Origin of the sequence: Devosia limi DSM 17137 (genome assembly GCF_900128975.1) — a bacterium.
Classification (GTDB): Bacteria; Pseudomonadota; Alphaproteobacteria; order Rhizobiales; family Devosiaceae; genus Devosia; species Devosia limi.
Genome location: NZ_FQVC01000006.1, coordinates 249,907 through 268,748 on the forward strand (window position 1 = coordinate 249,907; position 18,842 = coordinate 268,748).

The window sequence follows — 18,842 nt, forward strand, 5'->3', positions numbered from 1 at the left end:
AGGCCGGGCGGCGCCGCGCCTAGTAGCGGTATTCGCCGGACTTGAACGGCCCGTTCTGGCTGACGCCGATATAATCGGCCTGCGTCTTGGTCAGCTTGGTCAGCTTGGCGCCCAGCTTGGCCAGGTGCAGTTCGGCAACCTTCTCATCGAGATGCTTGGGCAGCACGTGCACCTTCTTCTCGAGCTTTTCGCCATTGGTCCACAATTCGATCTGGGCCAGGGTCTGGTTGGCAAACGAGGCCGACATCACAAAGCTCGGGTGACCGGTGGCATTGCCCAGATTGACCAGGCGCCCTTCGGACAGCAGGATCAGGCGCTTGCCATTGGGCTGCTCGATCAAATCGACCTGCGGCTTCACATTGGTCCACTTGAAGTTGCGCAGGCCCAGCACGTCGATTTCGTTATCGAAATGGCCGATATTGCAGACAATGGCCATGTCCTTGAGGTTGCGCATGTCGTCAACCATCAGCACGTCGCGGTTGCCGGTGGCGGTGACGACGATGTCGGCGCGGTGGGCAGCCTCTTCCAGCGTCACCACCTCGAAGCCTTCCATGGCGGCCTGCAGGGCGCAGATCGGATCGACTTCGGTCACCAGCACGCGGGCACCGGCGCCGCGCAGCGATTCAGCCGAGCCCTTGCCCACATCGCCATAGCCGCAGACGATGGCGACCTTGCCGGCCAGCATGACGTCGGTGCCGCGGCGGATGGCGTCGACCAGCGATTCACGGGTGCCGTACTTGTTGTCGAATTTCGACTTGGTGACGCTGTCATTGACGTTGATGGCCGGGAACGGCAGCTCGCCCTTGGCGTGCAGTTGATAGAGACGCATCACGCCCGTGGTGGTCTCTTCGGAAACGCCGCGGATGGCGTCCTTGATCCTGGAGAAGAAGCCCGGGGTCTGGGCCAGGCGCTTCCGAATCGTGGCGAAGAAGATTTCCTCTTCCTCATTGCCCGGCTTGTCGAGAATGGAAATGTCCTGCTCGGCCTTGGCGCCATTGAGGATATACATGGTGGCGTCGCCGCCATCATCGAGGATCATGTTGGGGGTGAGACCATTGCCCCAGTCCATCATGCGGTCGGTGAAGGCCCAGTATTCTTCAAGGCTCTCGCCCTTATGGGCGAAGACCGGGATGCCGGCGGCAGCAATCGCAGCAGCGGCGTGATCCTGGGTCGAAAAGATATTGCACGACACCCAGCGCACATCGGCACCGAGCGCGACCAGCGTCTCGATCAGGACGGCGGTCTGGATGGTCATGTGCAGCGAGCCGGCAATGCGCGCACCCTTGAGCGGCTGGGCCGCAGCATATTCCTCGCGGATCGACATCAGGCCGGGCATTTCGATTTCGGCGATGGTGATTTCCTTGCGGCCGAATTCGGCGAGGGAAATATCCTTGACCGCATAATCGGTGTTCTGGGTGGTCATGTCGGCTGCTCCGCGCATTAAATGTGTTGGCAGGGGTATACGCGGGGGCAGGCCCGGGATCAACTGAGATATAAAGAGAAGTTTATATCCCTTAGCGAGCCGTTAGCGATAAGCGTAACGCCGCCGCCGGAATGGCAGGGCCAGAAACCGCCACAGCCCCGACATCACCAGATAGCCGACAAGGAAGCCGCCACCGGCATAGAGCACGCCTTCCATGGTCACCGGCACGGCAGGCCGATAATTCTCGATGGTGCGCAGACCGATATCGGTATCCATATAGGCTGGCAGCAGCTGGAAGCGTTCGACCGGTCCGGCACTCTGGATGCGGGCCAGGGTGTCGCGCAGTTGCTGGTAACGGGTAAACGTGCCTGCCATGCTGTCGCCGCGCCCGGCGAGGAACGTGTCGCTGGAGGCGCCATAGCGCGCCAGCGCCTGCTCCCGGTCCAGCCCACCCATTGCTGCGGCGCGGTCGAAGTCCTCGGTAATCACCCGCAATTCATCCACCGCACCACCCAGGCGCTGGGAATATTGCTGCGCATATTCAGGGAATTGACTGAGGGTAATGGCCAGGCTCAGACCACCAATGCACGCCACGATCCGCCGCATGAAGACCTCTTGTTCGCGTCCCCGGAGATAGGAACACCGCCGCCCAGTCGCAACCAGGGGAGCCTGACACGCCATCAATGTCGGTTTTGCTAACGCGGTTCCGTGTTGCACCCGCTATTGATGCCGTCGCGTCCTCGCCGTCGGCACACCCACCGGCCGTCATTCCGGCGAAAGCCGGGATCCAGTGTCAAACCCACAGAATACTGGATCCCGGCTTTCGCCGGGATAACACCGTGGATGTGGAGAGTGTCGGGCGACGATGAGGGCGAATAGGGTACCACCTCAGCCTGCAACCCCTCCACCACCACCGGCCAGACTTCCCTCCCCCTTGTGGGGAGGGATTGAGGGTGGGGGTTCTTCCAGCAGTCCAAGAACCACGGTGATCACGCCTGCAATGTTCGCCATGACGTCACTATTGCTCACACGCAGAACACGATACCCCTCCTGCTTCAGGAACGCATCGCGCCAGCCATCATGTGCAAGCGCAGCAGCACCTGCCCTCAATGACCAGACACGAACGGTGGCAAACGAAATCAGCGTAGTAGGGACCGAGCGGCACCTGCCGGCGGAAATGATATCCCAGCGGCCTAAGCTCCCGCAGAGCATTCCAGAGTTTGGCCTCCGGCGTCGACATGATTTTCCGAAGCTGGCGCGCTCGCTGGACGCTCATAGACCCCCACCCTCAATCCCTCCCCACAAGGGGGAGGGAGGCGCATGACCGACCTCAGGGACAACTCAGGTTCGCAGCACCCACCGGCCAGACTTCCCTCCCCCTTGTGGGGAGGGATTGAGGGTGGGGGGCATCTGCCTGGAACGCCCTAACCCGCGATGCCGTCGCTGTCTTCGTCAAAGCCGTTATTGACCAGCTCGACAATGGCCTCCAGCGCCTCGCGGGCCTGCTTGCCGCTGGCCTGCACGAGGATGGTCGAGCCGGGACCGGCGCCCAGCATCATCAGCCCCATGATCGAATTGCCCGCCACCGACGTGCCGTCCTTGACGACCTGGATGGTGGCGTCGAAGCACTCGGCGGTGCGCACGAAGCGGGCCGAGGCGCGGGCATGCAGCCCCTTGCGGTTGACGATGGTCAATTGCTGCGCGACGGCCCGGCCGGTATTTGCGGCTGTATCCATCGCCGCCTCACCCAGCGCCGAGGATGGAATTGGCAACATTGATGTATTTGCGGCCGGCTTCCTGGGCCAGGTTGACCGCATCCTTGATATTCATGTCGCCGCGCACGCGCGCCAGCTTGACCAGCATCGGCAGATTGACGCCGGCAATCACCTCGACGGTACGGTTCTGCATCACCGAAATGGCCAGGTTCGACGGCGTGCCGCCAAACATGTCGGTCAGGATGATGACGCCAGCCCCATCATCGGCCCGGTCGATGGCCTCCAGGATGTCATTGCGGCGGTTTTCCATATTGTCGTCGGGACCAATGGCGATGGTTTCGCAGAAATCCTGCGGGCCGACGACATGCTCCAGCGCGGACTTAAATTCATTGGCGAGCGCGCCGTGCGTCACCAGAACCATGCCTATCATGCAATTTCCCCAGACCGCCGACCTGCACCTGCGTCAAGGCGTCGACGGCATGTCAGATTAACCAGCCCCCTGCCCCGGCATCTGCCGGTTCCGGCAGGAAACGAGACGACGCCGGCCACCCCCGGCCGGACGGGCGACAGTCTTGTCCTAGTGACCCGACGATTCAAGTGGTATTTTGTCACGCATCCACCGCTGTCGGGGCTAGCGCCCGCACCGCTTCCACCACCAGCAGCACCTGATGGCCCAAAGCGATGACGCCGGCCTGGGGCACCGGGGCCCGTGGCAGGCCGATTTCGAGGAGTTCGGTGCGCAGGGCATCCTCCTCCAGCATGCGGATGAAATCGGGAACGAGATCGATGACCAGATGCAGCGGCGCCGTGGCCTGCTGCGGCCGGCTGACAATGCCGCGACCGCGCAATTCGATCAGGCCGGCCAGCTGGGGCGGGGCCCGCATGGTCAGCGCCGAACCATCCACCAGCAGATCGACGCGATCGTCGGCAACCAGGAAAGCGGGCAATCCGCGGCCTTCCCAGCGATCCAGCAAGGCCAGCGCCAAAACCGACTTGCCGGCACCCGAGGGGCCGCGCAGCAAGACGCCGGCATCCCCCAATACCAGACCTGTGCCATGCACATTCTTCGGCTTGTCCATTGGGCCAGTCTATTTGCGGGCCCGCGGCAATACAACCGTGAACACCGCGCCGGGACCATCCTGGCGGTTGGCGGCCCGGATCGTGCCCTTGTGGGCCTCCACGATCTGCTTGGAAATCGACAGGCCCAGCCCCGAGTGATTGCCGAAATTCTCGGTATCGGGGCGGTCGGTATAAAAGCGCTGGAAAATCCGGGTCGCGTCGCCGGTAATGCCCGGGCCCTCGTCGCTCACGGTAATGGTGATGTATTCGGGGTCGGTCGCCATGGCCACGCGCACCGTGCTGCCCTCGGGCGAGAACGAGACGGCATTGTCGATCAGATTGGCAAAGACCTGCGCCAGCCGGCTCTCATGGCCGTTGGCGATGGCGGTGTTGCGCCCGGTGCGCTTGACCAGTTCGACCGCCACCTTGCGGTCCGCAGCCATGTCGGCATGCATCGAGACCATGGCCTCGGCCAGTTGGGCCACATCGACGCGCTCGGCGCTCTCGCGCGCCAGTTCGGCATCCAGCCGGCTGGCATTGGAAATGTCCGAGATCAGCCGGTCGAGCCGGCGCACATCGTGCTGGATGATGGCATTGAGCCGTTCGCGATCCTCCTCGCGCCTGGCGCGGGGCAGGGTTTCGACCGCCGAACGCAGCGAGGTCAGCGGATTCTTGAGCTCATGGGCCACATCGGCGGCGAAACGTTCGATCGCCTCGATGCGGTTGTAGAGCGCGTCGGTCATCTGCCGCAATGCCCCCGACAGGTGCCCGATCTCGTCGGGCCGGTCGGTGAAATCGGGGATTTCGGCGCGCGCATTGCCCGCCGTCTGCACCCGTTCGGCCGCTTCCGAGAGACGCCGCATCGGCCCGGCAATCGTACCGGCCAGCAACAGGGACAGCGCCACCTGCACGCCGGCGGCAATCAGCGCGATCCGCAGGATGCCCCAGCGTTCCTGTGAGACCACCGAATCGATATCGCCCGGGGCGGTCGAGAGCAGAATCACCCCGACAATGGCGCGCAGGCGCTGCACCGGCACGGCCACCGAGACGACAAGGCGCCCCTGTGCATCGACGCGCACAAAATCGGCGGGCGCCCCCTGCAGGGCGGAATCCACCTCGGGATAGCGCCGGCCTTCATCGATGCCGTAATCCTGATAGAGCGGGAAATTGTCGCCCGGCACCCAGGACAGGATGGCATTCCACCAGTCCCAGAGGAAGAAACTCGGACTCTTGTTGGGGTCCGCCGCGGCGCGGATCACTTCGCCCCGGCCATAGATGTTCTCGCTATCGAGGATCATCAGCCCGCCCTGGTCATAGATGCGGGCGCGGGTGCCGGTGGGCGTGATCAGATTGCGCAGGAGCGGGGCCACCCGCTCGGGATTGATCGGGAATTCCAGTGTCGGGTCGAAATAGGACAGCGGCGAAAACGCCCCGCCGCTCTGCAATTCGAGCAACCGGTCGGGATTGATCGAGATGACGTCGCTGTCGACGGTGGCCGAAGCGGCGATGGCGGCGGCGATGATTTCGCCCTGCACGCGCAGCGATTGCACGCGCGCGTCGATCAGGCCGGCACGCCACTGGTTGAGATAGAGAATTCCCACCACCAGCACCAGCAGGCCCGCCAGGTTGAGCGCAATGATGCGGCGGGTCAGGCTGGAGAAGATGGTAAAGCTCAGAAACCGGCCAATGGCGTGCCCGAGCTTGTAAAAGGGCGTGACCAGGGCGCGCCAGAACCGGCCGAGACGGACCGGCCGGGGCCCCGCCGCCGCGGCAGTGGCGCGATCAGGCTGGGGCGCAGCAGTGACATCGTCAGGCTGGGGCGCGTCAGCGCCCGCCTTGCCCTCGAGGTCCGGTTCAACAATAGCCACGGTCCGCTTATTGCTCCTTGAAGCGATAGCCGACGCCATAGAGCGTTTCGATCATCTCGAAGTCGTCATCGGTCGCCTTGAACTTCTTGCGCAGCCGCTTGATGTGGCTGTCGATGGTGCGATCGTCGACATAGACCTGATCGTCATAGGCAGCGTCCATCAGGGCATTGCGCGACTTGACCACGCCGGGGCGCAGCGCCAGGGCCTGCAGGATCAGGAATTCGGTGACGGTCAGGGTCACGCGCTGGCCCTTCCAGGTGCAGGTATGGCGTTCTTCGTCCATCACCAGCGAGCCGCGTTCGATCAGCGCCTTGCCCGGTCCCTGCTCCCCCGGGGCGCCGGCGGGTGCCGATGGATCGCGCGGGGCGGAGCGGCGCAGGATCGCTTTGACCCGTTCGACCAGCAGGCGCTGGCTGAACGGCTTGGTGATGAAATCGTCGGCGCCCATCTTGAGGCCGAACAATTCATCGATTTCCTCATCCTTGGAGGTGAGGAAGATCACCGGCACGTCCGATTTCTGGCGCAGGCGGCGCAGCAGTTCCATGCCGTCCATGCGCGGCATCTTGATATCGAGGATGGCCAGGTCCGGTTTGTCGGTGGTGAGGCCCTCCAGGCCCGACGCACCGTCGGTGTATGTGGCAACCTGATATCCTTCGGCCTCGAGCGTCAGCGACACCGAGGTCAGAATATTGCGGTCGTCATCCACCAGGGCGATCTTGGGCATATGGCTGCCTTTCTGTTTTGTTCTTCGGCCGGGCAAGCATTGCGGCGATCCGCTGCTTGCCGGCTGCGTGTTTGCAGGCGACAATTACGTGTTAAATAAGGCGTGGCCATGGGTTGTACCAGTGCCGCCGCGTCGATCTGCCCGATGCAACTTCCGTCTTACGACCGATTTCGGGATGGTTGGAGGCCACCCCAAGCGCCTATTTTGCACCCAGTTGAGCGCCAGGCAAAGCGGTTTGGCTTCACATCGGGAGTAATGAGATGAGCGTGTTCGACCACCAGGCACTGAGAAATCGGATTGCCGCCGGAGCCGGATCGACGTCGGTCAACGAGATCGCACCCATTCTGGTTGCGCGGGCCCTGGGCAAGGGCGATGCCGAGCTGACCGCCGATGGCGCCCTCAGCGTGCGCACCGGCGCCTTCACCGGGCGCTCGCCCAAGGATAAATTCATCGTCCGCGACGCGCTGACCGAGCAGAGCGTGTGGTGGGACAATTCGGGCGCGATGAGCCCGGCCCATTTCGACGTGCTGCTGGCCGATGCCGAGGCCGCGCTGGCCGGGCAGGACCTCTACCGGCAGGACCTCCTGGCCGGCGCCGATCCGCGCCACCAATATGGCGTGACCGTGCTGACCCCCAGCGCCTGGCATGCCCTGTTCATCCGCAACCTGTTGATCCGCCCCGGCGAAATGGTGGCCTCATCGGACAATCCGGTTGCCGTCACCATCGTGCACGTCCCCCATTTCAAGGCCGATCCGGCCCGCCATGGCAGCCGCACCGATACGGTGATTGCGCTCGACATGACGCGCAATATCGTCGTCATCGCCGGCACGCTCTATGCCGGCGAGATCAAGAAGTCGGTGTTCTCGCTGTTCAATTTCCATGCCCCGCGCCAGGGCGTGCTGCCGATGCACTGCTCGGCCAATCTCAGCGCCAATGGCGAAACCGCCCTGTTCTTCGGCCTGTCGGGCACCGGCAAGACCACGCTCAGCAATGACCCCAATCGCCCGCTGATCGGCGATGACGAGCATGGCTGGAGCGCCGATGGCGTGTTCAACCTCGAAGGCGGTTGCTACGCCAAGACCGTCAAGCTCAGCCCCAGCGCCGAGCCCGAAATCTTCGCCGCCACCAGGCGCTTCGGCACCGTGCTGGAAAACGTCGTTCTCGATGCGCACAAGGTCCCCGATTTCGACGATGTCTCGCTGACCGAAAACACCCGCGCGGCCTATCCGATCCATGTGCTGCCCTCAATCGCCAGGGGCAGCGTCGGCGGCACGCCGCGCACCGTGGTATTCCTCACCGCCGATGCCTTTGGCGTCCTGCCCCCGATTGCCCGGCTCACGCCCGAGCAGGCCGTCTACCACTTCCTGTCAGGCTATACCGCCAAGGTGGCCGGCACCGAGCGCGGCGTGACCGAGCCGCAGGCCACCTTCTCGGCCTGCTTCGGCGCCCCGTTCATGCCGCTGCATCCCAGCGTCTATGGCGAGATGCTGGCCGAGAAACTGCGCAGCAGCGGCGCTTCGGCCTGGCTGATCAATACCGGCTGGACCGGTGGTGGCTATGGTGTCGGCAAGCGCATCGACATCGCCTCCACCCGCCGCCTGCTCAACGCCGCCATCGATGGCACGCTGGATGGCGCGGCGACGCGCGTGGACGAGCTGTTCGGCTTTGAAGTGCCTCTGGCCGTGGAGGGCGTCGCGCCCCAGCTGCTGACGCCGCGCACCACCTGGGCCGATGCCGAGGCCTATGACCGCCAGGCCATCCACCTGGCCGGCCTGTTCCGGGCCAATTTCGAAAAGTTCGGCGACGCCAACGCCGCCGCCGGCCCCCGCCTGGCCCAGGCCGCCGAATAACGCCTGTCCTCCCAAGACGGTGACAGGGGCGCTCCCGAGCGCCCCTTTTGCTTTTGGCTGGTGGTTGCAGCCGCTGCCTCCGGGCTTGCCCCGAGGGCAGCCCGGTCGGTGCTGCGGGATGGGGGCAACAAGCTCCCCACCCCCACCAGCCGTCATCCCGCGAAAGCCGGGCCGCACCCCCAAACTGGACCCCGGCTTTCGCCGGGGTGACGCGGTGTGTGTGGATGCGCCGCCCCCTCAGTCATCGTCCCCTCCCCCTTCGAGGGGGAGGGTCAGGGTGGGGGTGCTGCGGTTGTCGCGCGGCCCGAGCGTGTGGAGCGCGCAGAACCCCCACCCTTGATCCCTCCCCTCAAGGGGGAGGGAGACGACTGCAAATTCGTCGTCAATCCGTCGGCCGGCCTCACACCCCATTGTGGGGGTGGGTCACCAAACCAGGCCCTCAACGCCGTCATCCCGGCGAAAGCCGGGATCCAGTTTCCTTATGCGCATCCCCAAACTGGACCCCGGCTTTCGCCGGGGTGACGCCGTGTTTGCGGATGCGCCGCCCCCACAGTCTGCGTCCCCTCCCCCTCGAGGGGGAGGGTTAGGGTGGGGGTGCTGCGGTTCCAGTACGCTCGACGATTGAAAAGACCGCGCGTGCGCCTCACCAACATCCCCCAAACAAAACTTATCCCCCTCCTTCCACACCTCCCGCATACTCACCCCATTCCCGCACTTCTACTGCGCGGTCGCGACGAACGGTCGGTGCGGGGAATGCCGGTGGGGTGGGAGTCGTCCTGCCCCGGTGGGCGACACCGTCAGTATCGGCTGAAAAACCGCCGCCCCTGGTTCGGTCCCGCAAAAAATACCGGCGCGATGGCGAGGCTCTTGCCTCATTTCATTGCGGACTACCCGCTCGGGGCAAAAGCCTCGCCATCCCCGCACTTCGGATACGAAGTGCCCCGCAGTCGCGGGCCAGGACCAAAGCAATTCAACCACCCGGCTGCTGGCCGGGCGGGACTTCTGCCTGTCGAAAATGGAGAGGAGCTTGGCGGCGCGAACCTTAGTTCGGCGAATAGAAGATGTGCGAGCCGATCTGGGCGACCTGATTGTAGATATTGGACCAGGACGGGCTGACATTGGTGGTGTGATAGAACAGCGCCGTGCGCGGCAGCATGTCGAGCTTCTGGCCGGTCGCATATTGGGCATAGACAGCTTCGGCGAGGGCCGTGGAGCGGGCCCAGGCACGGCGTTCACCCGGCACATCGGCGCGGCCGTCGCAGGCAAAGGTAAACTGGCAGCGATAGCGGCCCTTGTCGGCATTCTGGTAGATCACGCCGCACAGGGTTTCGGGATATTTGTCCGAGAGTGCGCGGTTGACGATGACGTTGGCCACGGCCATCTGGCCGGCTTCGCTTTCGCCGCGCGCTTCATGATAGATCGCCTGGGCCAGGCAGCCGCGTTCGGTATTGGCCTGCTCGACGCGCTTGGTGGTGGGCATGAAGCCATTGTCGACATAACGCGCCAGCAGCTGGGGATTGAGTTCGCCTTCGACCGAGCGTTCGAGCGGGCTGGTGAAGCTGGCAATGGCCGAAAGCGCACCATTGCCGCCACCGAGCGAACCGCGGGCAATGTAGCTCATCAAGGTCCGGCTGTTCAGTTCGCCCGACGCGTCGGTGCCAAACACATTGGCACTGCGCAGCGCCTTCTGGCGTTCAACGTAATTGTGCAGCAGTGCTTCGCTCAGCACCTGCTCGCCGGGTGCCGGCGCCACGACGGTGGGACCGATGGCCGGCTGGGCGCGCACGGCGATCAGATCGGCCGGCACCTGCATCGGCAGGACACTGGCAACACGAACGGATTGGGCATGGGCAGGGGCAAGCGTAATGATCAGCACGAGCGCAACGGCACACAGGCCAAGGACATGCGAAACCGCACGCGCCATGGTGGCTTGCCAAGATTGACTCAATGCCCCGTCCTTACCCCTGGGCCGCGTCCGGTCGTATCCGGCGGGCCTTCTTGTCGAGTTCTGTGCAGAACCCCCGTCTCATCGGCCGGCACACTAGCCGAGAGTGTCACCGCGGGAAACCCAAAATTTACGGCTGGTTAACTATGGCCGTTAGCTTCTTAAAGTACGGTTAACCGAGGCGAGGCCGCGTGAAAACCCATAGATTGCAAAGCCTTGCAGGGTGGCAAAGGGGGGCTTAACCGGATCGATACAAGTTTAAGGAGTTAACACATGCCCGATGCACTTCTTGGGGACAGTGTTGCGGCGGCGAAACAAAAAGCCCCGGAACAGGTCCGGGGCTCATCAATTCTTAACACTCAAGCGGCGCGCTTCACGGCGCGCGGAAGGCTGCCAGGCGCACGTGATCGAGGCTTTCCATGATGGCGATGCCGAGTGCGCGGATCTCGTCGCTGGGATGAACCAGGTCGGGGACCATCACCGTCTGCATGCCGGCGGCATGGGCGGCGCGCACGCCAGCATGACTGTCCTCCAGCGCCAGGCAATGCAGCGGATCGACGCCCAGCCGGCGCGCCGCCGTCAGATAGGGCTCGGGATGTGGCTTGGGATTGACCACGTCATCGCGGGTCACGATGGTGGCAAACATGTCGATCAGCCCGGCTGTGCCGAGATGGCTATGGGCATGGGGCTGGCGCGACGAGGTAGCAATTGCCGTGGGAATCTTGCGGTCGCGCAGTTCGGCCAGGATTTCGCGCGCCCCGGTCTTGACCGGCACTCCGGAATGCATGCGCTCGCGCATGATCACCCGGCACTTCTCATCGAACAGCGTATAGGGAAACGCCACGCCATAGGCCTCGACCAGCAATCTGTTGGTGGCCTCGTGGCTGGAGCCGACCATCGACATATGGACCGCATCGGTCATTTCGAAGCCGAGATCGGTACAAACCTCGAACACGATGGTGCGGAACACGCTTTCGGTATCGAGAATGGTGCCGTCCATGTCGAAGATGACGGCCTGGAAGGGCTGCAGACGCAGGGAGTCGAGATCGGTTTTCATCCTGTTCGATATAGGGCGATTTGCCCGCTGACGCCAGCGTCCCCATGGAAAGGCAGCCTTGCACCCGCCATCCGCTGGCGCGGCGGCAGAGCAGTTGATAGCCTGCGCCCCATGTTCGCATTCAAGCCAGCCAAGCAGCACGAAATTCTGGGCGACGCCTTCTATGACCGCGTCGCGCCAGCTATTTTTCCGCAGACCATCCTGCGCCATCGCGACCAGCGCTGGGCGCGCCGGGTCGGGCTGGACGGGTTCGGCGACGAACAATGGATCGAGCATTTCGGTCGCTTCAAGCCATTGCCGGGTTCGCTCGAAGCGCCGCTGGCGCTGCGCTATCATGGCCATCAGTTCCGCAGCTACAATGCCGATCTCGGCGATGGCCGCGGCTTCCTGTTTGCGCAGGGCTATGACCTTACCGATGGTCGCCTGCTCGATTTCGGCACCAAGGGCTCCGGCCGCACCCCCTGGTCGCGCGGTGGCGATGGTCGCCTGACGCTCAAGGGCGGGGTGCGTGAAATCCTCGCCACCGAAATGCTCGAGGCGCTGGGCGTCGATACCTCCAAGAGCCTGTCGCTGATCGAGACCGGCGAAGAACTCTATCGTGGGGACGAGCCATCGCCGACCCGCGCCGCAGTGCTGGTCCGGCTCAGCCATAGCCATATCCGCATCGGCACCTTCCAGCGCCTGGCCTATCTCGATGATGCCGAGGGCATTGCCCAACTGCTCGATTACACCATCGCGCACTATTACCCCGAACTCGCCACTGCCGCCGACAAGCCAGCGGCGTTCCTCGAAGCCGTGGTGCGCAATGTCGCCCGGCTGGGTGCGCAATGGATCGCCGCCGGCTTCGTGCATGGCGTGCTCAATACCGACAATATCAACGTTACCGGCGAGAGCTTCGACTACGGTCCCTGGCGGTTCGTCCCCACCTATGACCCCAATTTCACCGCCGCCTATTTCGACGAGACCGGGCTCTATAGCTTCGGCCGCCAGCCCGATACGCTGGCCTGGAACCTGACACGGCTGGCCGAATGCCTGCTGCCAATCTCGAGCATCGAAGCGCTGGAGCCGGCGCTCAATCAGGTCTGGCCCGAATTCCGCGCCGCCCTGCCCCAGGCCATGCTGGCGCGACTGGGCCTACGCCCATGCAATGTCGACGCCGATAGCGACTTCGTCACCACGCTGTTCGGGTTCCTCTCGGCCACGCAGGCGCCGTATGAACAATTCTTCTTCGATTGGCGCGGGGGCGCGCTGAGCGCCGAACGCGCGGCGCGCAGTCCATCGGCCCATCATTACGCCAGCGAAGCCTTCCGCCCCCTGGCTGACGCGCTTGAGGCCTATCAGCCGAGCGCGACGGTCAATCTCGATCACGCCTATTTTGCCCGGACGACGCCCCGCACCATGCTGATCGATGAGGTCGAGGCGATCTGGGCACCGATCGCAGCAGCCGATGATTGGTCATTATTCCAAAGCACACTGGCCGAGATCGCTGTAATGCGCGATGCCTATGGCCTTGCGGACTGAGGAGACCAAAATGCCCATTTACGCCCTTGATGGCATCGCGCCCGAGATTGACGCCGACATCGCCTGGATCGCTCCCAGTGCGGTTCTGGTCGGCAAGGTCGTGATCGCTGCCGATGTCGGCATCTGGTTCGGCGTGGTGGCGCGGGGCGACAATGAACCCATCACCATCGGCGCCCGCTCCAATGTGCAGGAAAACGCCGTGCTCCATACCGATATGGGCTCGCCCCTGAGCATCGGGGAAGGCTGCACCATTGGCCACAAGGCCATGCTGCATGGCTGCACCATTGGCGATAACACGCTGATCGGCATGGGCGCCACCGTGCTCAACGACGCGAAAATTGGCAGCAATTGCCTGATCGGCGCCGGTGCGCTGATCACCGAAGGCAAGGTCATCCCCGACAATTCCCTCGTCATCGGTGCCCCCGGAAAGATCATCCGCAGCCTCGACGACGCCGCTATCGCGGGCCTGCGCCGTTCCGCCGACGGCTATGTCCGAAATGCCCGACGGTTTGCCGCCGGACTCGAGGAAGTCACCTGGCCGGCAGCGTTCGATCCGGCCTAGCCGATATCATAGGGCACGATCGAGCGACGATCCGTGTTGACGGTGATGCTGGCGGCCAGGGGCGGGACGGCGCGTTGCGGGCAGGCGCGGCGTTCGCAGATGCGGCAGGAGATGCCGATGGGATCGAAGCTGGCGCGGGCCAGATCGAGATCTTGGGCATAGACCAAGCGGCTGGCATGGCTGGCTTCGCAGCCCAGCGCATAGGCATAGCGGCGCGTGGTGCCGTGATAGCCGCCACTGCGCTTTTCGGTGGACCAGGCCAGGCACAGATAGCGATTGCCATCGGGCGTCTCGGCCAATTGCCTTATGATCTGACCATGCGCCTCGAAGGCCCGATGCACGTTCCATAATGGGCAGGCACCGCCGAAGCGAGCGAATTGCAGGGCAGTCGCCGAATGGCGCTTGGTGATGGTCCCGGCCGCGTCGACCCGGGCAAAGAAGAACGGCACACCACGCTCGCGGGGACGCTGCATGGTAGAAAGGCGATGCGCGACCTGTTCCAGACTGGCGCCAAACTGGTGCGCCAGTTCCTCGATGTCATAGCGTTGGGCTTCTGCCGCCTTGAGGAAGGCCCCATAGGGCATTTGCAAGGCCCCGGCAAAATAGTTCGACAACCCCATGCGGCAGATCGAGCGCGCTTCGGCCGTCTTGAAATTGGCGCCATCCAGAAGGAGCGACAGCAGTGTGGTCTGCTCCATGCCCGCCAGATGACCGGCGATCTGGAAGAACTGGGTCGAGGGCTCCAACCGGGCATTGATCGCCAGTGTGCGCGTCGCACGGTCGAAATCACGGATCAGATCGGGCCGGGTCGGCACTATCAGCGCCACGCGCAAATCGTGGGCTTCGGCGCAATAGGCGATCAACCGGCGCAGGCGATCGGGACCGCACTCGCCGATCTCGTCCGCCAGCGCCTCGGCAGCGCGGTCAAGTGGATCGATGTAATTGTCGGCATAGTGGAAAAAGTCGCGGACCTCTTCATAGGCCGTCTGAATACCGCTCTGGGGATCGCGGGTGAGCACGGCATCAACGCTGGCGAGGCGCTCATTGGTTTTGCGATAGCTCTCGTAGAGCTGCAGCATCGCCCGCGCCATATCCGGCGCATTGGCAGCGACGGTCTTGAGCTCCTGCAGATTGGGCACTGCCTCGCCAAATACCGGATCGGCCAGCGCCTCGCGCAGATCGGCCAGCAAACGATCGGACGCGTCGGTCATCAGGCTCGACAGATCGAGATTGAAACCATCGGCCAGCGCCAGCATCACCGCCGCCGTCAGTGGGCGCTGGTTGGACTCGAGCTGATTGACATAGGAGGTAGAAATCTCCAGCCGCGCCGCCAGTTCGCCCTGAGTCAGCTTGTGCTGAATGCGCAGCGCCCGCAGACGTGCCCCGGCAAAGACCTTGCGTGCCGCCATTTCACAAATCCACAAAATCACAATCGATGACTTGTGCGATTGTAACAGCAACGCCTTTTGCTGTCTTGGGCGATGGCCCGCAACGCGCTAGGGTCGCGCACGACAGACGGAGTGCCCATGCAAAAGATCATTGCCGAACTGGAAGACAAGCGCGCCCAGGCGCGGCTGGGTGGCGGACAGCGGCGCATCGACACGCAGCACTCCAAGGGCAAGCTGACCGCCCGCGAACGGCTCGACGTCTTGCTCGATCCCGGCTCGTTTGAAGAATACGACATGTTCGTCACCCATCGGGCGACCGATTTCGGCATGGCCGAGACCATCATTCCTGGCGATGGCGTGGTCACCGGCTGGGGCACGATCGAGGGCCGTCTGGTCTATGTGTTCAGTCAGGATTTTACCGTGTTCGGCGGCTCGCTGAGCGAGACTCATGCCAAGAAAATCTGCAAGATCATGGACCTGGCGCTGCAAAACGGCGCGCCGGTCATTGGGCTCAATGATTCCGGTGGCGCGCGCATTCAGGAGGGTGTGGCCTCGCTGGGCGGTTATGCCGATGTGTTCTGGCGCAATGTGCAGGCCTCGGGTGCGGTGCCGCAGATTTCGGTGATCATGGGCCCCTGCGCCGGTGGCGCGGTCTATTCGCCGGCAATGACGGACTTCATCTATATGGTGCGAGACACGAGCTACATGTTCGTGACCGGGCCGGATGTGGTGAAAACCGTCACCAATGAAACAGTGACCCAGGAAGAGCTGGGTGGCGCCTCCACCCACACCAAGATCTCCTCGGTGGCCGATGCGGCCTTCGAGAACGACATCGAAACCTTGCTGGAAGTGCGCCGCCTATTCAGCTTCCTGCCGCTGGCCGCCGGGCAGAAACCACCGCGCCGGCCGACGCACGAGCCCATCGTGCGCGACGATGCCAGCCTCGACACCATCATCCCCGACAGCGCCAACAAGCCCTATGACATGCGCGAAGTGATCGAGAAGGTCGCCGATGAAGGTGATTTTCTGGAACTCCAGAAGGATCATGCCGGCAATATCCTCATCGGCTTCATCCGGCTCGACGGCGAAACCGTGGGTGTCGTCGCCAATCAGCCGCTGGTGCTGGCGGGGTGTCTCGATATCAATGCCTCCAAGAAAGCCGCGCGCTTCATCCGCTTCTGCGACAGCTTTGAAATTCCCATCCTGACCCTGGTCGACGTGCCGGGTTTCCTGCCCGGCGTGGCGCAGGAGTATGGCGGCATCATCAAGCATGGCGCCAAGCTGCTGTTCGCCTATGCAGAAGCCACCGTGCCTCTGGTCACCGTCATCACCCGCAAGGCCTATGGCGGCGCCTATGACGTGATGGCGAGTAAGCACATCAAGGCTGACGTCAATTACGCCTGGCCCTCCGCCGAAATCGCGGTGATGGGCGCCAAGGGGGCGACGGAAATCCTCTACCGCTCCGAACTCGGCGACAAGGACAAGATCGCGCAACGCACCGCCGACTACGAGGCGCGGTTTGCCAATCCCTTCGTCGCGGCCGAGCGCGGCTTTATCGACGACGTGATCATGCCCCACGGCACGCGACGGCGGGTGATCCGCGCCTTCTCGACGCTGCGCCACAAGACGCACAGCATGCCGAAGAAGAAGCACGACAATATTCCGCTGTGAGGAGCCAAGAGATGATCACCAAACTCCTCATCGCCAATCGGGGCGAGATTGCCTGCCGGGTTATCAAGACGGCTAAGAAGATGGGCATCGCGACGGTGGCGGTTTATTCCGATGCCGACCGCGAGGCGCTGCATGTGCGGATGGCGGATGAGGCGGTCCATATCGGTCCGTCGCCGGCCAAGGACAGCTATCTGCAGATCGACAAGATCATTGCTGCCTGCAAGCAGACCGGCGCGCAGGCGGTGCATCCGGGTTATGGATTTCTGTCGGAGAACCCAAGATTTGCCGAGGCATTGGAAGCGGCTGGACTGATTTTTGTCGGGCCACCGGTGAAGGCGATCGAGGCGATGGGGGACAAGATCACCTCCAAGAAGCTCGCGGCGGCTGCTGGGGTTTCGACCGTACCGGGCCATATGGGCCTGATCGATGATGCCGAACATGCGGTGACGATTGCGCAGTCCATCGGCTATCCGGTGATGATCAAGGCCTCGGCTGGCGGCGGCGGCAAGGGCATGCGCATTGCCTGGAACGATGCCGAGGCACGCGAGGGTTTCGAGCGTTCCAAATCGGAAGCCGCGTCCTCGTTTGGGGATGATCGCATCTTCATCGAGAAGTTCGTCACCGAGCCGCGCCATATCGAGATCCAGCTGATCGGCGACCAACACGGCAATGTGCTCTATCTCAATGAGCGCGAATGCTCGATCCAGCGGCGCAACCAGAAGGTCATCGAGGAGGCCCCCTCGCCTTTCCTCGACGAGGCCACGCGCCAGGCGATGGGCGAGCAATCGGTCGCGCTGGCCAAGGCCGTTGGCTATACCAGCGCCGGCACGGTCGAATTCATCGTTGACCGGGATCGCAAGTTCTATTTCCTCGAGATGAATACCCGTCTGCAGGTGGAGCATCCGGTGACCGAACTGATCACCGGGCTCGATCTGGTGGAGCTGATGCTGCGCGTCGCCAATGGCGAAAAGCTGCCGCTAAGCCAGGAGCAGGTGCAGCGCAATGGCTGGGCCATTGAAAGCCGGCTCTATGCCGAAGACCCCTATCGCAATTTCTTGCCGTCGACGGGTCGGCTGGTGCGGTATCGGCCGCCGGCGGATCCCGGTGGCGCGGCTCCAAACGTTCGAAATGACACCGGCGTCTATGAAGGCGGGGAAATCTCTACTTTCTACGACCCGATGATCGCCAAGCTCTGCACGTGGGCCCCCACCCGCATCGAAGCCATTGATCTGATGGCCGAGGCGCTCAACACATTTGAGGTTGAGGGTGTCGGCAATAACCTGCCGTTCCTGTCGACCGTGATGGATCAGCAGCGGTTCCGCGCGGGGCAATTGACCACCGGCTACATTGCCGAGGCGTTCCCCGAGGGCTTTCACGGCGCTACTTTGTCCGATGAACACCTGCAGGACGTCGTCGCTGCGGCTGCCATGATGACAGCGATCACCCAGACCAGAATAGGCATGCCCGCCGATGACGTTGTGGTGGTGGTTGACGGTCACCAGTTTCCTGTCCGGACGCTTGGGCCAGATGCAGACAACTTGTGGGAACTTGGCCTGTTCGGCGCTGCGCCACAGCTGACATTTGCTTGGCAACCGGGTGAAACCATCGCTCGGGTCCAATGGTCGGGCGGCAGATCGGAAACGCTGAAGGTCAACCCAACCACCTCCGGGTTCCGCATCCGTTATCGCGGGGCCGACCACAAAGTGCTGGTGCTGCGCCCCCATGTCGCCGCCCTTCTCAAGCATATGCCGATCAAAGTACCGCCCGACATGAGCAAATTCCTGCTCTGCCCCATGCCGGGACAAGTGGTGCGCCTCGATGTCGCTGAAGGCGATATCGTCGAGGATGGGCAGACGCTCGCCATTGTCGAGGCGATGAAGATGGAAAATGTGCTGAAGGCCGAGAAACGCGCCAGAGTGAGCAAAATCCACGCTGTTGCAGGCGCGGTGCTGGCGGTGGATCAGGTGATTTTGGAATTCGAGGCGGTGTGATGGGGTTTGATATCTCCGCACATGCTGAATGGCTCCTCGCCCTTCGAGGGGGAGAAGGGCTGCGAGAG

Annotated in this window: 17 protein-coding genes; 5 read left to right on the plus strand and 12 right to left on the minus strand. The window is 63.3% G+C overall.

Going from position 1 to position 18,842, the window contains the following annotated elements; all coding sequences use genetic code 11:
* Window positions 1-19 precede the first annotated feature (19 nt).
* From ahcY to BUA69_RS11735, 9 genes are all read right to left on the minus strand, one after another.
* On the minus strand, window positions 20-1,423 hold the full coding sequence (ahcY, locus tag BUA69_RS11700; protein WP_143154496.1) for an adenosylhomocysteinase: 1,404 nt from the start codon (window positions 1,421-1,423) through the stop codon (window positions 20-22).
* A gap of 102 nt (window positions 1,424-1,525) precedes the next feature.
* Window positions 1,526-2,029: a DUF2937 family protein gene (locus BUA69_RS11705; protein ID WP_046136629.1), complete on the minus strand. Its 504-nt coding sequence runs from the start codon at window positions 2,027-2,029 to the stop codon at window positions 1,526-1,528.
* A gap of 282 nt (window positions 2,030-2,311) precedes the next feature.
* Complete coding sequence (locus BUA69_RS21560; RefSeq protein ID WP_160300156.1) at window positions 2,312-2,533, minus strand: DUF559 domain-containing protein; 222 nt, start codon at window positions 2,531-2,533, stop codon at window positions 2,312-2,314.
* Window positions 2,502-2,699, minus strand: a complete 198-nt coding sequence (locus tag BUA69_RS21565) for an endonuclease domain-containing protein (RefSeq protein WP_143154498.1) — start codon at window positions 2,697-2,699, stop codon at window positions 2,502-2,504. Before BUA69_RS21565 ends, BUA69_RS21560 begins: the two co-directional genes overlap by 32 nt.
* Window positions 2,700-2,847: 148 nt before the next feature.
* On the minus strand, window positions 2,848-3,159 hold the full coding sequence (locus tag BUA69_RS11715; protein WP_046136630.1) for an HPr family phosphocarrier protein: 312 nt from the start codon (window positions 3,157-3,159) through the stop codon (window positions 2,848-2,850).
* Between the two features lie 7 nt (window positions 3,160-3,166).
* A complete protein-coding gene (locus BUA69_RS11720) occupies window positions 3,167-3,568 on the minus strand; it encodes a PTS sugar transporter subunit IIA (RefSeq protein WP_046136631.1) in 402 nt (133 codons plus the stop codon).
* A 178-nt stretch (window positions 3,569-3,746) separates the two neighbouring features.
* Complete coding sequence (locus tag BUA69_RS11725; protein WP_046136632.1) at window positions 3,747-4,217, minus strand: HPr kinase/phosphorylase; 471 nt, start codon at window positions 4,215-4,217, stop codon at window positions 3,747-3,749.
* A 9-nt stretch (window positions 4,218-4,226) separates the two neighbouring features.
* The gene (locus tag BUA69_RS11730) at window positions 4,227-6,065 is read right to left on the minus strand and encodes a sensor histidine kinase (protein WP_052950718.1); all 1,839 of its coding nucleotides are present in this window, start codon (window positions 6,063-6,065) and stop codon (window positions 4,227-4,229) included.
* A gap of 7 nt (window positions 6,066-6,072) precedes the next feature.
* A complete protein-coding gene (locus tag BUA69_RS11735; protein ID WP_046136633.1) occupies window positions 6,073-6,789 on the minus strand; it encodes a response regulator transcription factor in 717 nt (238 codons plus the stop codon).
* A gap of 260 nt (window positions 6,790-7,049) precedes the next feature.
* Here BUA69_RS11735 and pckA point away from each other — a divergent pair, with 260 nt between their 5' ends.
* Window positions 7,050-8,639, plus strand: coding sequence for a phosphoenolpyruvate carboxykinase (ATP) (pckA, locus tag BUA69_RS11740; protein WP_052950719.1), 1,590 nt, complete (start codon window positions 7,050-7,052; stop codon window positions 8,637-8,639).
* Window positions 8,640-9,681: 1,042 nt separating this feature from the next.
* Here pckA and BUA69_RS11745 read toward each other — a convergent pair.
* Entirely contained in the window at window positions 9,682-10,563 is an 882-nt protein-coding gene (locus BUA69_RS11745) for a cell wall hydrolase (RefSeq protein WP_052950299.1), read from the minus strand.
* A gap of 394 nt (window positions 10,564-10,957) precedes the next feature.
* Window positions 10,958-11,641: an HAD family hydrolase gene (locus tag BUA69_RS11750; protein WP_046133378.1), complete on the minus strand. Its 684-nt coding sequence runs from the start codon at window positions 11,639-11,641 to the stop codon at window positions 10,958-10,960.
* 111 nt (window positions 11,642-11,752) lie between these two features.
* On the opposite strand from BUA69_RS11750, the gene BUA69_RS11755 reads away from it, so the two are divergent.
* Window positions 11,753-13,162 carry a protein adenylyltransferase SelO gene (locus BUA69_RS11755; protein ID WP_046133379.1) on the plus strand — a complete coding sequence of 470 codons (1,410 nt, stop codon included), beginning with the start codon at window positions 11,753-11,755 and terminating at the stop codon, window positions 13,160-13,162.
* Between the two features lie 10 nt (window positions 13,163-13,172).
* Window positions 13,173-13,724 carry a gamma carbonic anhydrase family protein gene (locus BUA69_RS11760; protein WP_046133380.1) on the plus strand — a complete coding sequence of 184 codons (552 nt, stop codon included), beginning with the start codon at window positions 13,173-13,175 and terminating at the stop codon, window positions 13,722-13,724.
* On the opposite strand, the gene BUA69_RS11765 is transcribed toward BUA69_RS11760, so the two are convergent.
* A complete protein-coding gene (locus tag BUA69_RS11765; RefSeq protein WP_046133381.1) occupies window positions 13,721-15,133 on the minus strand; it encodes a helix-turn-helix domain-containing protein in 1,413 nt (470 codons plus the stop codon). The genes BUA69_RS11760 and BUA69_RS11765 overlap by 4 nt on opposite strands.
* Window positions 15,134-15,250: 117 nt before the next feature.
* On the opposite strand from BUA69_RS11765, the gene BUA69_RS11770 reads away from it, so the two are divergent.
* On the plus strand, window positions 15,251-16,783 hold the full coding sequence (locus tag BUA69_RS11770) for an acyl-CoA carboxylase subunit beta (protein WP_046133382.1): 1,533 nt from the start codon (window positions 15,251-15,253) through the stop codon (window positions 16,781-16,783).
* A gap of 11 nt (window positions 16,784-16,794) precedes the next feature.
* A complete protein-coding gene (locus BUA69_RS11775) occupies window positions 16,795-18,774 on the plus strand; it encodes an acetyl-CoA carboxylase biotin carboxylase subunit (RefSeq protein WP_046133383.1) in 1,980 nt (659 codons plus the stop codon).
* The last annotated feature ends 68 nt before the right edge of the window (window positions 18,775-18,842 follow it).

Bases quoted from the DNA above. Each gene is read 5' to 3' on its own strand.
- ahcY (WP_143154496.1), bottom strand. From the start codon at position 1,423: ATGACCACCCAGAACACCGATTATGCGGTCAAGGATATTTCCCTCGCC.
- BUA69_RS11705 (WP_046136629.1), bottom strand. From the start codon at position 2,029: ATGCGGCGGATCGTGGCGTGCATTGGTGGTCTGAGCCTGGCCATTACC.
- BUA69_RS21565 (WP_143154498.1), bottom strand. From the start codon at position 2,699: ATGAGCGTCCAGCGAGCGCGCCAGCTTCGGAAAATCATGTCGACGCCG.
- BUA69_RS11715 (WP_046136630.1), bottom strand. From the start codon at position 3,159: ATGGATACAGCCGCAAATACCGGCCGGGCCGTCGCGCAGCAATTGACC.
- BUA69_RS11720 (WP_046136631.1), bottom strand. From the start codon at position 3,568: ATGATAGGCATGGTTCTGGTGACGCACGGCGCGCTCGCCAATGAATTT.
- BUA69_RS11725 (WP_046136632.1), bottom strand. From the start codon at position 4,217: ATGGACAAGCCGAAGAATGTGCATGGCACAGGTCTGGTATTGGGGGAT.
- BUA69_RS11735 (WP_046136633.1), bottom strand. From the start codon at position 6,789: ATGCCCAAGATCGCCCTGGTGGATGACGACCGCAATATTCTGACCTCG.
- pckA (WP_052950719.1), top strand. From the start codon at position 7,050: ATGAGCGTGTTCGACCACCAGGCACTGAGAAATCGGATTGCCGCCGGA.
- BUA69_RS11745 (WP_052950299.1), bottom strand. From the start codon at position 10,563: ATGGCGCGTGCGGTTTCGCATGTCCTTGGCCTGTGTGCCGTTGCGCTC.
- BUA69_RS11750 (WP_046133378.1), bottom strand. From the start codon at position 11,641: ATGAAAACCGATCTCGACTCCCTGCGTCTGCAGCCCTTCCAGGCCGTC.
- BUA69_RS11755 (WP_046133379.1), top strand. From the start codon at position 11,753: ATGTTCGCATTCAAGCCAGCCAAGCAGCACGAAATTCTGGGCGACGCC.
- BUA69_RS11760 (WP_046133380.1), top strand. From the start codon at position 13,173: ATGCCCATTTACGCCCTTGATGGCATCGCGCCCGAGATTGACGCCGAC.
- BUA69_RS11765 (WP_046133381.1), bottom strand. From the start codon at position 15,133: ATGGCGGCACGCAAGGTCTTTGCCGGGGCACGTCTGCGGGCGCTGCGC.
- BUA69_RS11770 (WP_046133382.1), top strand. From the start codon at position 15,251: ATGCAAAAGATCATTGCCGAACTGGAAGACAAGCGCGCCCAGGCGCGG.
- BUA69_RS11775 (WP_046133383.1), top strand. From the start codon at position 16,795: ATGATCACCAAACTCCTCATCGCCAATCGGGGCGAGATTGCCTGCCGG.